This is a genomic window from Citrobacter sp. CK195 (assembly GCF_030333365.1).
Taxonomy (GTDB): Bacteria; Pseudomonadota; Gammaproteobacteria; order Enterobacterales; family Enterobacteriaceae; genus Citrobacter_B; species Citrobacter_B koseri.
The window spans coordinates 49,638-64,403 of sequence record NZ_JAOWGB010000025.1 but is presented as its reverse complement, the minus strand read 5'-3'; the positions used below and the strand labels follow the sequence as shown (position 1 = coordinate 64,403).

Here is a 14,766-nt window from a genome sequence, read left to right as displayed (position 1 = left end):
AGAGGCCAAAGCCTGCCATTTTTAGCCTTTGTCGGCGATGACCTGGATCAATCGCTCCGGCAGGCTTTTATTTATTGCATAATCAAGCAAAATTACCGCGATTTCATTCACTCCATAGCTAATTACTTTTCCTTATAACTGCACACTTTTTTTATCTTCTGATGACACTGGCTAAAAAACAGTATCATGAAATGCCTGCGCCGCTTAAACCAGCATAAAATGCTAAGCATTACGGATAATCAAGGTGAGATAAGGGTTAACAGGCCGTTATGATAGTGAGACAGATCACACTCTCCCCCGCGCTTATGCCGCATCAAATCAATGTAAAAAAGTCATTATTTTCAATACATTCATAAAGTTAATCGACCTATAGCACATTTTTGCATAAATAAGATTGCCATTTGACCTGTGTGTGGATTCCCGATAAGTTGGAAATCCGCTGGAAGCTTTCTGGATGAGCAGCCTGCTCATCATATTTATGCAGTAATTGAGATTCCCTCTTAAACGTATTTACCGATGCGAAAAGGATAAAAGAGGGCGAATGCGAGGTAAGCGTATGATACGCAACCCCCGTCGCCACGCTCTTTCTGTGCCCGTGCGCAATCGGTATCGGATGGGAGTCCCGCAGAGCCTGGGGAGGTTCACTGATATGTTGTACGATAAATCCCTTGAGAGGGATAACTGTGGTTTCGGCCTGATCGCCCACATAGAAGGCGAACCTAGCCACAAGGTAGTGCGTACCGCCATACACGCACTGGCCCGTATGCAGCACCGTGGCGCGATCCTCGCTGACGGTAAAACCGGCGACGGTTGCGGTTTGCTGCTGCAAAAACCCGATCGCTTTTTTCGCATCGTTGCAGAAGAGCGCGGCTGGCGTTTAGCCAAAAACTACGCTGTCGGTATGCTCTTCCTGAATAAGGACTCTGAGCTGGCGGCGGCATCACGTCGTATCGTCGAAGAAGAATTACAACGGGAAACCCTATCGATTGTGGGCTGGCGCGATGTGCCGACCAACGAAGGTGTCCTCGGTGAAATCGCCCTCTCCTCCCTGCCACGTATTGAGCAAATTTTTGTTAACGCGCCTGCGGGCTGGCGTCCCCGGGATATGGAACGCCGCCTGTTTATCGCCCGCCGCCGCATTGAGAAACGCCTTCAGGACGATAAAGACTTCTACGTTTGTAGCCTGTCGAACCTGGTGAACATCTATAAAGGTCTGTGTATGCCGGCGGATCTGCCGCGCTTCTACCTGGACCTGGCGGATTTGCGTCTGGAATCGGCCATTTGCCTGTTCCACCAGCGCTTCTCCACCAATACCGTGCCGCGCTGGCCGCTGGCGCAGCCGTTCCGCTACCTGGCGCACAACGGCGAAATCAACACCATTACCGGCAACCGTCAGTGGGCGCGCGCCCGTACTTATAAATTCCAGACGCCGCTGATCCCGGATTTACAATCCGCCGCGCCGTTCGTCAACGAGACCGGTTCCGACTCCAGCTCGCTGGATAATATGCTGGAACTGCTGCTGGCAGGCGGGATGGACATCGTGCGCGCCATGCGCCTGCTGGTGCCGCCCGCATGGCAGAACAACCCGGATATGGACCCGGACCTGCGCGCCTTCTTTGACTTTAACTCCATGCACATGGAGCCGTGGGATGGCCCGGCGGGCATCGTGATGTCCGACGGTCGCTTCGCTGCCTGTAATCTCGACCGTAACGGTCTGCGTCCGGCGCGCTACGTCATCACCAAAGATAAACTGATCACCTGCGCCTCTGAGGTGGGAATCTGGGACTACCAGCCTGACGAAGTCGTGGAAAAGGGCCGCGTCGGCCCCGGTGAACTGATGGTGATCGACACCCGTGGCGGGCGCATCCTGCACTCTGCGGAAACCGATGACGATCTGAAAAGCCGCCATCCGTATAAAGAGTGGATGGAGAAGAACGTCCGCCGCCTGGTGCCGTTTGAAGATCTGGCCGACGATCAGGTCGGAAACCGCGAGCTGGACGACGACATGCTCGCCAGCTATCAGAAACAGTTTAACTACAGCGCCGAAGAGCTGGATTCCGTCATCCGCGTACTGGGCGAAAACGGCCAGGAAGCGGTCGGTTCAATGGGTGATGACACCCCCTTCGCCGTGCTTTCCAGCCAGCCGCGCATTATTTACGACTACTTCCGCCAGCAGTTTGCGCAGGTGACCAACCCGCCAATCGACCCGCTGCGTGAAGCGCACGTCATGTCGCTGGCCACCAGCATTGGCCGCGAGATGAACGTCTTTTGCGAAGCGGAAGGACAGGCGCACCGTCTGAGCTTTAAATCGCCAATTCTGCTGTACTCCGATTTCAAACAGCTCACTACCATGAAAGAGGAGCACTATCGCGCCGATACGCTGGATATCACCTTCGATGTGACGGAAACCTCGCTCGAAGAAACGGTGAAAGCGCTGTGCGATAAGGCTGAACAGATGGTGCGTAACGGCACCGTCTTGCTGGTGCTCTCTGACCGTAACATCGCCAAAAACCGTTTGCCGGTTCCGGCGCCGATGGCTGTCGGGGCGGTACAGACTCGTCTGGTGGATAAGAGCCTGCGCTGCGATGCCAACATCATCGTAGAAACCGCAAGCGCGCGCGACCCGCACCACTTTGCCGTACTGCTGGGCTTTGGCGCCACGGCGATCTATCCGTATCTCGCCTATGAAACGCTGGGCCGTCTGATCGACACCCAGGCCATCGCCAAAGACTACCGTACCGTGATGCTGAACTACCGTAACGGCATCAATAAAGGTCTGTACAAGATCATGTCCAAAATGGGCATTTCGACCATCGCCTCATACCGCTGCTCCAAACTGTTTGAAGCGGTCGGTCTGCATGACGACGTGGTGAGCCACTGCTTCCAGGGTGTAGTCAGCCGCATTGGCGGCGCCGGTTTTGCCGACTTCCAGCAGGATCTGCTGAACCTCTCGAAACGTGCCTGGCTGGCGCGTAAACCGCTGGATCAGGGCGGCCTGCTGAAATACGTGCACGGCGGCGAATACCACGCCTATAACCCGGATGTGGTGCGCACCCTGCAACAGGCGGTGCAGAGCGGCGAGTACCGCGATTACCAGGCATATGCCGCGCTTGTTAACGAACGTCCGGCGGCAACGCTGCGCGATCTGCTGGCGCTCAATCCTGGCGATAACGCCATCAGCATCAACGATGTTGAACCGGCGAATGAGCTGTTTAAACGCTTCGATACCGCGGCGATGTCCATCGGCGCGCTGAGCCCGGAAGCGCACGAAGCGCTGGCGGAAGCGATGAACAGCATCGGCGGTAACTCCAACTCCGGCGAAGGCGGCGAAGACCCGGCGCGCTACGGCACCAACAAAGTGTCGCGCATCAAACAGGTCGCTTCCGGCCGCTTCGGCGTAACGCCAGCGTATCTGGTTAATGCTGACGTCATTCAGATTAAAGTCGCTCAGGGCGCGAAGCCGGGCGAAGGCGGCCAGTTGCCGGGTGACAAAGTGACCCCGTACATCGCCAAACTGCGCTATTCCGTACCGGGCGTGACGCTGATTTCTCCGCCGCCGCACCACGATATCTACTCTATCGAGGATCTGGCGCAGCTGATTTTCGACCTGAAACAGGTCAACCCGAAAGCGATGATCTCCGTGAAGCTGGTTTCTGAACCGGGCGTCGGCACCATCGCTACCGGCGTGGCGAAAGCCTATGCGGATCTGATCACTATCGCCGGATATGACGGCGGCACCGGCGCCAGCCCGCTCTCCTCCGTGAAATATGCGGGCTGTCCGTGGGAGCTGGGCCTGGTGGAAACCCAGCAGGCGCTGGTGGCTAACGGTCTGCGTCACAAGATCCGTTTGCAGGTGGACGGCGGCCTGAAAACCGGCCTCGACATCATCAAAGCGGCGATTCTCGGCGCGGAAAGCTTTGGCTTCGGCACCGGCCCGATGGTGGCGCTGGGCTGTAAATACCTGCGTATTTGCCACCTGAACAACTGCGCGACGGGCGTGGCGACTCAGGATGACAAATTGCGTAAGAACCACTACCACGGCCTGCCGTTCAAAGTGACCAACTACTTTGAGTTTATCGCCCGCGAAACCCGCGAGCTGATGGCGCAGCTTGGCGTGAAGCGTCTGGTGGATCTGATTGGCCGTACCGACCTGCTGAAAGAGCTGGAAGGGTTTACCGCTAAGCAGCAGAAGCTGGAACTGTCCCGACTGCTGGAAACCGCTGAGCCTCATCCGGGTAAAGCGCTGTACTGCACCGAACATAACCCGCCGTTCGATAACGGCGTGCTGAACGCGCAACTGCTGCAACAGGCGAAACCGTTCGTCGATGAGCGCCAGAGCAAAACCTTCTGGTTCGACATTCGCAACACCGACCGCTCCGTGGGCGCGTCGCTCTCTGGCTATATCGCTCAGACGCATGGCGATCAGGGGCTGGCCTCTGACCCGATCAAGGCGCACTTCAGCGGCACCGCAGGTCAGAGCTTCGGCGTCTGGAACGCGGGCGGCGTGGAGCTGTATTTGACGGGCGATGCCAACGACTACGTCGGTAAAGGCATGGCAGGCGGTCTGCTGGCGGTGCGTCCTCCGGTGGGTTCAGCGTTTCGCAGTCATGAGGCCAGCATCATCGGCAATACCTGTCTGTACGGCGCGACCGGCGGTCGTCTGTATGCGGCGGGCCGCGCGGGCGAACGTTTCGCAGTACGTAACTCCGGGGCCATCACCGTGGTAGAAGGCATTGGCGACAACGGCTGTGAATACATGACGGGCGGTATTGTCTGTGTACTGGGCAAAACGGGCGTTAACTTCGGTGCTGGCATGACGGGCGGCTTCGCCTACGTGCTGGATGAAGACGGCGAGTTCCGCAAACGCGTGAACCCGGAGCTGGTGGAAGTGCTGAACGTCGATGACCTGGCCATCCACGAAGAACATCTGCGCGGTCTGATTACCGAGCATGTGCAGCATACCGGTTCCCAGCGCGGTGAAGAGATCCTGGCTAACTGGTCAGTATTCTCAACCAAATTCGCGCTGGTTAAGCCGAAGTCCAGTGATGTGAAAGCACTGTTGGGTCACCGTAGTCGTAGCGCAGCTGAGCTGCGTGTGCAGGCGCAGTAAGGGGTAGAGCAATGAGTCAGAACGTATACCAATTTATCGACCTGCAACGTGTTGATCCACCGAAGAAGGCGCTGAAGATCCGCAAAATCGAGTTTGTTGAAATTTACGAACCGTTTTCCGAAGGCCAGGCCAAAGCGCAGGCGGATCGCTGCCTCTCCTGCGGCAACCCGTACTGCGAGTGGAAGTGTCCGGTACATAACTACATCCCGAACTGGCTGAAGCTGGCGAACGAAGGACGTATTTTCGAAGCGGCGGAGTTGTCTCACCAGACCAACACGCTGCCGGAAGTGTGCGGCCGCGTCTGCCCGCAGGATCGTTTGTGCGAGGGCTCCTGTACGCTCAACGACGAGTTCGGCGCAGTGACTATCGGCAACATCGAGCGTTATATCAACGATAAAGCGTTCGAAATGGGCTGGCGCCCGGACATGACTGGCGTGCGTCAGACCGACAAACGCGTGGCGATTATCGGCGCGGGCCCGGCAGGGCTGGCCTGTGCCGACGTACTCACCCGTAACGGCGTGAAGGCGGTGGTCTTTGACCGTCACCCGGAAATCGGCGGTTTGCTGACGTTCGGTATCCCGGCTTTCAAGCTGGAAAAAGAGGTGATGACCCGCCGTCGTGAGATCTTCACCGGCATGGGCATTGAGTTCAAACTGAATACCGAAGTGGGTCGCGACGTGCAGCTGGACGACTTGCTGGCAGAGTACGATGCGGTGTTCCTCGGCGTTGGCACCTATCAATCAATGCGCGGCGGGCTGGAAAACGAAGATGCCGACGGCGTGTTCGATGCCCTGCCGTTCCTGATTGCCAACACCAAACAGATCATGGGCTTTGGCGAAACCACTGACGAACCGTTCGTCAGTATGGAAGGCAAACGCGTCGTGGTACTGGGCGGCGGCGACACCGCGATGGACTGCGTGCGTACCTCGGTTCGCCAGGGCGCAACGCACGTCACCTGCGCCTATCGTCGTGACGAAGAGAACATGCCAGGCTCCAGACGCGAAGTGAAAAACGCGCGCGAAGAAGGGGTCGAATTCCAGTTCAACGTGCAGCCGCTGGGCGTAGAAGTGAATGCCAACGGTAAAGTAAGCGGCGTGAAGATGGTGCGTACCGAAATGGGCGCGCCGGACGCGAAAGGCCGTCGTCGTGCGGAAATCGTCGCCGGTTCCGAGCATGTGATCCCGGCAGATGCTGTGGTAATGGCGTTTGGTTTCCGCCCGCACAGCATGGCGTGGCTGGCGAAACACAGCGTGGAGCTGGACTCTCAGGGGCGGATTATCGCGCCGGAAGGCAATGAAAACGCCTTCCAGACCAGCAACCCGAAAATCTTCGCCGGTGGCGACATCGTGCGCGGCTCGGATCTGGTGGTCACGGCAATTGCCGAAGGTCGTAAAGCGGCAGACGGTATCCTGAACTACCTGGAAGTGTAATACTTCTGGCTCCCCTGCCACAGCCTGACGCTGATGGATGGGGAGCCAATATTTCTCTGCTAAATATATGCGAATTCGTTCTTCGAAAGCCGCTCGCAAATACGGCTGTAACTCAATGTAATACGCCTCTCCTGGATTGACCGGGATATGCCTGAAGCGTATTGGTAGCGATATATTTTTCATTTCGCAACTATCGCGCCAGGGATGACATGACTGTACCAACACCACTTCAACACGCTGACGATTATCAGCAAATCCATGACGGTATTATTCGATTAGTGGACAATGCCCATACCGAGGCCGTCCGCAGTATTAATGCTTTGATGACGGCAACCTACTGGGAAATCGGCAGGAGAATTGTCGAGTTTGAACAAGGCGGCGAAGCACGAGCGGCTTATGGTATTCAACTCATTGAGCGGTTATCCGCAGATTTAAGCCAGCGCTATAAGCGTGGATTTTCCACCAGGAATCTGTGGCAAATGAGAACATTTTATCTATGTTTTCAGTATATTGAAATTCCGCAGACAGTGTCTGCGGAATCTTCACATTTGATACAACTCGCTAAAGTTTTTCCGCTTCCCTGGTCAGCTTACGTGCGTTTACTATCGGTAAAAAATCCCGATGCCCGCACTTTTTACGAGAAAGAGACGCTACGTAACGGCTGGTCTGTGCGGCAACTCGATCGGCAAATCTCCACCCAGTTCTACGAACGGACGCTACTGTCCCATGACAAATCCGCCATGTTGCAGCAGCCTGCGCCCGCCGAGCCAACAGTCTTGCCGGAGCGAGCCATACGCGACCCGTTCATTCTGGAATTTCTTAACCTGAAGGACGAGTATTCCGAGTCGGATCTCGAAGAGGCGCTGCTCAGTCACCTGATGGACTTTATGCTGGAACTTGGTGACGATTTTGCTTTTGTCGGCCGCCAGCGCCGATTACGCATAGACGATAGCTGGTTCCGCGTCGATCTGTTGTTCTTCCATCGCCGCTTGCGTTGCCTGTTGCTCGTTGACCTGAAGGTCGGCAAATTCAGTTATGCGGATGCCGGGCAGATGAATATGTACCTGAACTATGCCAAAGAGCACTGGACAATCCCGGGAGAAAACCCGCCAGTCGGGTTGGTTTTGTGCGCAGGAAAAGGCGCGGGGGAAGCGCATTACGCGCTAAACAGCCTGCCGAATACCATCATGGCGAGCGAGTATAAAGTGCAGTTGCCTGACGAAAAACTACTGGCAGATGAGCTCATTCGTTCACAAATAGCACTGACTGCACAGCAAGTTGAATCAACTGAATAACCAATTTACTTTGCACATCAGGAAAAGCACTGCGTCACGAGCTGAATTTTCAACAACTCGACTGACGGGATTATGCACTATCGGAAGATATAAAACGTTACACCGGATGGCTATAAACCATCCGGTATTTTCATACCTCTAATAAGCTGGCGCGCACCTTCACCACAGCTTTCTTAATCTCCCCTGGCTCGCCAGCCATACACCCGGGCTTATGGGGTTCCCCCGGCATAAACACGGAGAACATCCCCGGTGTCAGCGTAATGGACTGCTGTTCATGGATGTGACGGCAAAGCTGGTAATCCTCTTCACCATGCAGCTCCTCGCATTCGCGCGCTGACCCGACTACGCCGAACAGAATGCGCTCCTCACCCGTCAATAACAGCTGAATGTCGATGTACTGCACATGCAGCTCCGCTTTTTTCTCCTGCGGCGACTGCGTGGCAAACTGCATCACATTCATAAACACATCGTCGCCCTGCAATTCGTAGCGCCCGGGCGTTTTCTCCTGCGGCCTTGCCGCCAGCGCCAGGGTTAACGCATCCAGCAATACCGGATGCAGCCCGGCAGACGGTAACGACTGAATTTCTCCCATCAACATCATTTATCTCCCTGAGCTAACAACGCGGCGCCCAGTAGCCCCGCGTCATGTCGGTAATGCGCTGCGCTCAACGCCACCTGATAAACCGCCGGCTCCTGCGCCAGAAAGTGGCGTACCTGCGCCAGATATCCCTCAGCTAACCCTACGCTGCCGCCAATAACCACCTGCTGGCAATCCGTTGTCGCTTTAACATCGGCAATTAACCGCGCGACAACCTGCGCGGAGTGCTGAACCAGACGCACGGCCTGTTCGTTCCCGGCCGCCGCATGTGCGAAGACAGTTCTGGCGTCGCACCCGGCCAGGGAACCCTGCGCCGCTGCCGCGATGCCGCGTCCTGAGGCGATAGCCTCCACACAGCCGCGTCGTCCGCAACCGCAAACCGGCCCCTGCGGATCGGCCAGCGTATGCCCCAGATGCCCGGCCAGACCGCTCATCCCGGTGAGCAATCTGCCGTCGCTCACCACGCCGCCGCCAACGCCGGTCGACACGGTAATAAACACCATATCGCGGACATCAGACGTAAGGGCATGGTATTCCGCCCATGCCGCCGCCTGCGCGTCATTCACCGCCAGCGTCGGCAGACCGGTAAGATCTTCTAACGTCGGCACCAACGGAAAATGCAGCAGACCACCCAGGTTATGCGGATTTATCGCCAGTAGCGCGCCTTCTCTGATAATGCCGGTAGAGGCTATCGCCACCCGCTGCGCGGTCGTTTGCAGCGGTTCAACCAGCACTTTTAGCGCCTCTCGCAGCGCATCCGGCGTTTTGCTGGCGGGGGTCGGCAATTCACGTCGTTCGCGGATGCGTAAATCATCATCCACCCGCGCGGCAGCCAGCTTGGTGCCGCCAATATCGATCGCCAGCGTGCTCATGACGTCGCCTTTTTCAATGCCGTGTTGTACCACTGACAAATATGTTCCAGCCGCGTAATGGCAGATCCCACCGTCACCGCCCACGCGCCGTGACGCATGGCTTCAGCGGCCTGTGCCGGCGTGTTGTAACGCCCCTCGGCAATCACCCGGCATCCGGCATCATGCAGGACTTTGACCAGCGCGAGGTCAGGTTCGTCCGGCGTGTCCGGCGTGGTGTATCCCGACAGCGTCGTGCCGATAATTTCCGCGCCACGTCGCTGACAGGCTAATCCATCCTCCAGTGACGAGCAGTCGGTCATCGCCAGCAACTGGTGCTGATGAATACGCGCCAGCAGCGCATCGACGGTCGCCGGACGTACACGGTCAGTACCGTCAACCGCAATAATATCCGCCCCGGCCTGTGCCAGCGCATCCACATCCTCAAGGAATGGCGTGATGCGTACCGGGGAGTCGTCAAGGTCACGCTTGAGAATACCGATAATCGGTACGGAGACCAGCGCACGGGTCGCCTGCAAATTGTCCACGCCTTCAATGCGTAGCGCGACGGCACCAGCCTGCTCCGCCGCCAGCGCCATCGCAGCCACGATGTCCGGTTTATCGAGCGGGCTGCCAGGAACCGGCTGGCAGGAGACAATCAACCCGCCATTGGCGGCAATGTTTTTATCCAGTTGTTCAAGTAACGACATATCCACTTCCTTACGCAGGTCGCCCGGCAAACTGGCCGGGCAAACCTCATCAGCTTTTGGTTTTTACAAAGGCGCTTTTGTCGCCGCCAAACGGCACGGCCCCGCTGAACGGTTTTCCGTCGATAGCATCATGCATACGCAATGCTTCAGGACGCAGCCATCGCTGTACGCGGGACGGCATATCCAGCCCAATCAACAGGATCACCACAAAGGTCAGGCTGAAGGAGAGCGATCCCAGCGCGGTGCCCAGATCCAGACGCTGTGCGATCAGCGCCCCGAGGATAGGGGCCAGCGCGCCGCCCAGTGCGCCGACGTTATAGGTAAAGCCCAGACCTGCCGCTCGTTGGTCGGTATCAAAATAACCGCCAATGAGTTTCGGTAAGATCCCGGAGATCCCCTGCCCCAGCATCTGCTGGAAAAACAGTAGCAGACCCAGTACCCAGACGTTTGCGCCGCCAATCGCAAATACCGGAATGATCAGCACCTGGGAAGCCAGCAAACTGCAAACGTAGGCTTTACGCGTACCCAGCCAGTCGCCGAGGAAACCGCCCACGCAGCAGCCGACTGCCGCCCCAAAGCCGCTAAAGAAAAGCACCTGCGCAACGGTGTGAGGATCGTAAGCCAGTTCAGTTTTCAGATACGTTGGCAGCAGCGCCTGAATCGGCCATGAATAGAGGAAAGCAAAGAGCACCACGATCATCAGCATCACGCCCGTTGGCCAGCGCTTGCCGCTGCTTTGCACCATAAAACTGATGAAGATAACGGCGCACAGTAACCCTAACACCGCCACAATCGCCGCGTTTTGCAGGTCGCCCGCAAAGCAGAACCACAGCGCGGTTGCGGCGGCGATCGTCATCAGCACATTGACGACGCGATGTTCGCCCCGGTAGAGAATATCCACCATCGTGCGCACCGGCGCTTTGCCTTCGTGTTTCTCTTTCCAGTCTTCCGCTTCAGGGATGTTTTTACGCAGCCAGAGCGCGAAAATGATCGGCAGAATGCCAATGAAGAACAGCGCGCGCCAGCCCCAGACCGGAACCACCAGGCTGTAAACCTGCGCCGCCACGACCGCCCCGACGGAGAAACCGGAAATCAGGAATCCACTGGCTTTATTACGTAAGTGCTTCGGCCAGCTTTCAATGACATAGGTGGCGCTGGAGCCATATTCGCCCGCCATTCCCATACCGATCACCAGACGGGCGATAAACATGGTGGTATAGCCGGGCGCAAAACCGCAGGCCAGCGTCCCCATAGAGAAAAGAATGATACTGGTGACCATCGCCAGACGTCGGCCATAGCGGTCACCCATTGCGCCTAACATCAGCCCGCCAAACCAGCGGGAAATAAACGCCGCCGAGATCAGGCTGGCCGCCTGAACCGTCGTTAACCCAAACTCGCCCTGCACTTCCGTCAGAACAAGAGCAATCAACACAAAATCAAAACCATCAAGCAAATATCCCAGCCAGGCGGCGGAAAATGCCCGCCACTGCGCCCGGTTGAGATGGCGATACCACGGGATATTCTGGGTAGAAGTACTCATTTTTCATTCTCCCGACGATTTTTATTGTCGCTTTGCCGGATGGCGGCTTCGCCTCGCCTTACCCGGCCTACGTTTCATATTTTGTAGGCCGGATAAGCGTTAGCGCTATCCGGCAACCGGTCAACCGCGTTCCTGCATTAACTGCTGCGCCAGCGCTTTCAGTTCAGGCAGATACTTCTCATCAACCGGCGAAAACGGCTTACGGCACAGCGGTACGGAGACCACGTCCATGTAGTGCAGCACCGTTTTCAGCCCACGGAACACGCCGGTTTTAATGAGCAGATCGATGACCTTATTGCACTCGGTTTGCAGATGCTGCGCTTTCGCTACATCGCCTTCCTGCAAGGCCTTAACAATCCCCTGATAACGCCAGCCCATAATGTTGTAAGTGCTGCCGATTCCCCCGTCTGCGCCTGCCAGCAGACCGGAAGCGAAGATTTCGTCATAACCGTTGTAGAGCACCAGATCAGGATGCGCACGGCGGATCTGCTCCATCTGATAGAGATCGCCGGAGGTTTGTTTCAGCGCGCCAACGCCGGGCAGCGTGACCAGCGTGTTGATTTGATCCAGCGTCAGCTTCACGCCGCTCAGCGCAGGAATGTTGTACACCACCATTGGTAATCCTTCAGCGGAATCGATAATGGCGCGGTAGTGATCGCAATGCTCTTCAAAGCTAAACGGATAATAAAACGGCGTCACGGCGGAAACGGCATCAAAACCGTAACGATGCGCCGCGCTGGCCAGTTGCTGGCTCTCTTCGGTACTGACCGTACCGACATGGGCAATCAGCGTCACCTTGCCCTTCGCCTCTTCCGCCACAATTTCCAGGACCTGCTCTCTTTCTGCGCGGCTCTGAACGAACGCTTCCCCGGTCGAGCCACCGACGTACAGCCCATCAATGCCCTGCGCAATGTTGAAACGCACCAGACGGCGCAGGCTCTCAATATCCAGTTTCTGCTGGTTATCAAAAGGAGTTAACAACGCTGGCATTACGCCTCGTAAATCTTTTGCCATAACGACCTCTGTCGATGATTAGTGTTATCTGACTACATACCTTTATACCTGTTATACCAGATCAAATAAGCAGCACCCCAGTACAGAACGCACAGAGTGCGATCTACTTCACTAAACGATCGTCAGGATCGCGATCGCTAACGCAATTTTTTCTTTTGATCGAAGGCGTGCCAGGTGGCGGATACGCTATTGAGGTGGGTTTGCAGCGCGCGGTCAGCTTCATCTGGATCGCGCCGACGAATAGCATCGACAATAGCGATATGCTCTTGATAGCTCACGCTATTATGCTCATGTAACTCCTGCCCGGAGACCGCAGGACGCGCAGCGATCAGCCAGTCCAGCAGCGCGACATGAATCGCCATGAAGATCGGATTGCCGGGGATTTCCGCCAGCACGCGGTGAAACTCGACGTCGGAACGAATGAAGAGCGCGTTATCGTCCAGCGACTGGCTATTGATCTCCAGGGCTTTCGCCAGCAGATCAATTTGCTCATCCGTCGCGTGTTCCGCCGCATAGCGCACAAGGCTTGATTCAAAGAACAGGCGCAGTTGCTCAAAGTGGGCGATACCGCCGGGATGCGAGAGGAAATCTTTCGCCATGCCGGAAAGTTCGCTGATGATGGTATCAGCAGAAGGCCGCGACACGCGGGCGCGTTCACCGTTATTGATTTGCACCAGACCTTTACGCTTGAGCGCGGCAAGCGCTTCACGCACCGACGGGCGGCCCACGTTGAAGAAGGTCATCAACTCCCGCTCAGACGGCAGCTGCTCCCCTTCGCCGAATTCACCGCGACGAATCATCTGCTCCAGCTCTTCTTCTACCATTTCCGACAGTTTTTTACGCGCCAGCGGACGGCTGCGCAAACTACGGCCGATGGTTGGCGGAGAATTTTCTGCTTGCGAATCAAATGCGTTCATAGCGTCCATTATGTAAATCGTCGAGGAAAACAGCAACTAAGGCCATCCTATCACAGGATCGAAAGTGGGGTGAAATCGTGGCAGGCGTGAAAAAAAACAGGCCCTCAGGGCCTGTCTGTCTTGGTTACTTCACTACGCGTAATGCGGGTCGACCACCACGCGGCGGCGGCGGATCGTCATCAGGATTGTTGTCATCATCATGATCGGGCTTATCACCATCAATCACGGACATGACCGTTTCGCTCTCCGCGCCCGGCGTTACATCGTCATCATTTAAGCTGGCGACGTCTTCATCGTAAGCGGCTTCAGGTTCAAACATTGTGCCTGCGCCGTTTTCACGCGCATAGATCGCCAGTACCGCAGCCAGCGGCACGGAGACCTGACGCGGGACGCCGCCAAAGCGCGCGTTGAAACGCACTTCGTCGTTGGCCAACTCCAGATTGCCAACCGCACGGGGAGCAATGTTCAGAACAATTTGCCCGTCGCGCGCATATTCCATAGGGACATGCACGCCAGGCAGCGTCACATCCACCACCAGGTGCGGCGTGAGCTGGTTATCCAGCAACCATTCATAGAATGCACGCAGCAAATATGGACGGCGTGGGGATAGCTGTGACAAATCCATACTGATTAACCCCGACCGAGGCGCATTTCACGTTCAGCTTCAGTTAAAGAAGCGAGGAACGAGTCACGTTCAAAGACGCGGGTCATATAGCCTTTCAGCTCTTTAGCGCCCGCACCGCTGAACTCAATACCCAGTTGCGGCAAACGCCACAGCAGCGGCGCCAGATAGCAATCAACCAGGCTGAACTCATCGCTCAGGAAATACGGTTTTTGACCAAACACAGGCGCGATCGCCTGCAACTCTTCACGCAGTTGTTTACGCGCAACGTCAGCTTCAGAAGCGGACCCGTTCACGATGACGTTCATCAGCGTGTACCAGTCTTTTTCGATACGGTGCATGTACAGGCGGCTTTCGCCACGCGCAACCGGGTAAACCGGCATCAGCGGCGGATGAGGGAAACGCTCATCCAGGTATTCCATAATGATGCGAGATTCCCACAGGGTCAGCTCACGATCCACCAGGGTCGGTACGCTCTGACTCGGGTTGAGGTCAATCAGATCCTGAGGTGGGTTATCCTTCTCCACATGCTCGATCTCGAAACTAACACCTTTCTCCGCCAGCACAATGCGGACCTGATGGCTATAGATGTCAGTAGGACCAGAAAACAGCGTCATTACCGAACGTTTGTTGGCAGCGACAGCCATGAAAACCTCCAGGTATATTCAGAATTTTTACTGCT

General features: G+C 56.4%; 11 protein-coding genes. 3 read left to right on the top strand and 8 right to left on the bottom strand.

Annotated elements, in window-relative coordinates; all coding sequences use genetic code 11:
• Positions 1-649: 649 nt before the first annotated feature.
• The 3 genes from gltB (at position 650) to OGX93_RS14480 (ending at position 7,835) form a co-directional block, all read left to right on the top strand.
• Positions 650-5,110, top strand: a complete 4,461-nt coding sequence (gene gltB, locus OGX93_RS14490; protein WP_147293774.1) for a glutamate synthase large subunit — start codon at positions 650-652, stop codon at positions 5,108-5,110.
• An 11-nt stretch (positions 5,111-5,121) separates the two neighbouring features.
• Positions 5,122-6,540, top strand: a complete 1,419-nt coding sequence (gene gltD, locus OGX93_RS14485) for a glutamate synthase subunit GltD (RefSeq protein WP_012135351.1) — start codon at positions 5,122-5,124, stop codon at positions 6,538-6,540.
• A gap of 209 nt (positions 6,541-6,749) precedes the next feature.
• Positions 6,750-7,835, top strand: a complete 1,086-nt coding sequence (locus tag OGX93_RS14480; protein ID WP_286449093.1) for a PDDEXK nuclease domain-containing protein — start codon at positions 6,750-6,752, stop codon at positions 7,833-7,835.
• A gap of 130 nt (positions 7,836-7,965) precedes the next feature.
• Here the strand turns inward: OGX93_RS14480 and nanQ are convergent, their stop codons facing one another.
• The 8 genes from nanQ to sspA form a co-directional block, all read right to left on the bottom strand.
• On the bottom strand, positions 7,966-8,433 hold the full coding sequence (gene nanQ, locus OGX93_RS14475; RefSeq protein WP_286449100.1) for an N-acetylneuraminate anomerase: 468 nt from the start codon (positions 8,431-8,433) through the stop codon (positions 7,966-7,968).
• Positions 8,433-9,305, bottom strand: a complete 873-nt coding sequence (nanK, locus tag OGX93_RS14470) for an N-acetylmannosamine kinase (protein WP_110493748.1) — start codon at positions 9,303-9,305, stop codon at positions 8,433-8,435. The genes nanQ and nanK overlap by 1 nt, the downstream gene beginning before the upstream one ends.
• Positions 9,302-9,991 (bottom strand): N-acetylmannosamine-6-phosphate 2-epimerase, encoded by a 690-nt coding sequence (locus OGX93_RS14465; RefSeq protein WP_286449094.1) that lies wholly within the window; start codon positions 9,989-9,991, stop codon positions 9,302-9,304. Before OGX93_RS14465 ends, nanK begins: the two co-directional genes overlap by 4 nt.
• A gap of 49 nt (positions 9,992-10,040) precedes the next feature.
• Positions 10,041-11,531: a sialic acid transporter NanT gene (gene nanT, locus OGX93_RS14460; RefSeq protein ID WP_012135356.1), complete on the bottom strand. Its 1,491-nt coding sequence runs from the start codon at positions 11,529-11,531 to the stop codon at positions 10,041-10,043.
• Positions 11,532-11,651: 120 nt separating this feature from the next.
• Positions 11,652-12,545: an N-acetylneuraminate lyase gene (nanA, locus tag OGX93_RS14455; RefSeq protein WP_012135358.1), complete on the bottom strand. Its 894-nt coding sequence runs from the start codon at positions 12,543-12,545 to the stop codon at positions 11,652-11,654.
• 137 nt (positions 12,546-12,682) lie between these two features.
• Complete coding sequence (gene nanR, locus OGX93_RS14450) at positions 12,683-13,471, bottom strand: transcriptional regulator NanR (protein WP_012135359.1); 789 nt, start codon at positions 13,469-13,471, stop codon at positions 12,683-12,685.
• Between the two features lie 115 nt (positions 13,472-13,586).
• Complete coding sequence (sspB, locus tag OGX93_RS14445; protein ID WP_012135360.1) at positions 13,587-14,087, bottom strand: ClpXP protease specificity-enhancing factor; 501 nt, start codon at positions 14,085-14,087, stop codon at positions 13,587-13,589.
• 5 nt (positions 14,088-14,092) lie between these two features.
• Entirely contained in the window at positions 14,093-14,731 is a 639-nt protein-coding gene (gene sspA / locus OGX93_RS14440) for a stringent starvation protein SspA (protein ID WP_012135361.1), read from the bottom strand.
• Positions 14,732-14,766: the final 35 nt, after the last annotated feature.

Excerpts from the sequence above, each read along its gene's own strand:
- gltB (WP_147293774.1), top strand. The coding sequence starts at position 650 with ATGTTGTACGATAAATCCCTTGAGAGGGATAACTGTGGTTTCGGCCTG.
- gltD (WP_012135351.1), top strand. The coding sequence starts at position 5,122 with ATGAGTCAGAACGTATACCAATTTATCGACCTGCAACGTGTTGATCCA.
- OGX93_RS14480 (WP_286449093.1), top strand. The coding sequence starts at position 6,750 with ATGACTGTACCAACACCACTTCAACACGCTGACGATTATCAGCAAATC.
- nanQ (WP_286449100.1), bottom strand. The coding sequence starts at position 8,433 with ATGTTGATGGGAGAAATTCAGTCGTTACCGTCTGCCGGGCTGCATCCG.
- nanK (WP_110493748.1), bottom strand. The coding sequence starts at position 9,305 with ATGAGCACGCTGGCGATCGATATTGGCGGCACCAAGCTGGCTGCCGCG.
- OGX93_RS14465 (WP_286449094.1), bottom strand. The coding sequence starts at position 9,991 with ATGTCGTTACTTGAACAACTGGATAAAAACATTGCCGCCAATGGCGGG.
- nanT (WP_012135356.1), bottom strand. The coding sequence starts at position 11,531 with ATGAGTACTTCTACCCAGAATATCCCGTGGTATCGCCATCTCAACCGG.
- nanA (WP_012135358.1), bottom strand. The coding sequence starts at position 12,545 with ATGGCAAAAGATTTACGAGGCGTAATGCCAGCGTTGTTAACTCCTTTT.
- nanR (WP_012135359.1), bottom strand. The coding sequence starts at position 13,471 with ATGGACGCTATGAACGCATTTGATTCGCAAGCAGAAAATTCTCCGCCA.
- sspB (WP_012135360.1), bottom strand. The coding sequence starts at position 14,087 with ATGGATTTGTCACAGCTATCCCCACGCCGTCCATATTTGCTGCGTGCA.
- sspA (WP_012135361.1), bottom strand. The coding sequence starts at position 14,731 with ATGGCTGTCGCTGCCAACAAACGTTCGGTAATGACGCTGTTTTCTGGT.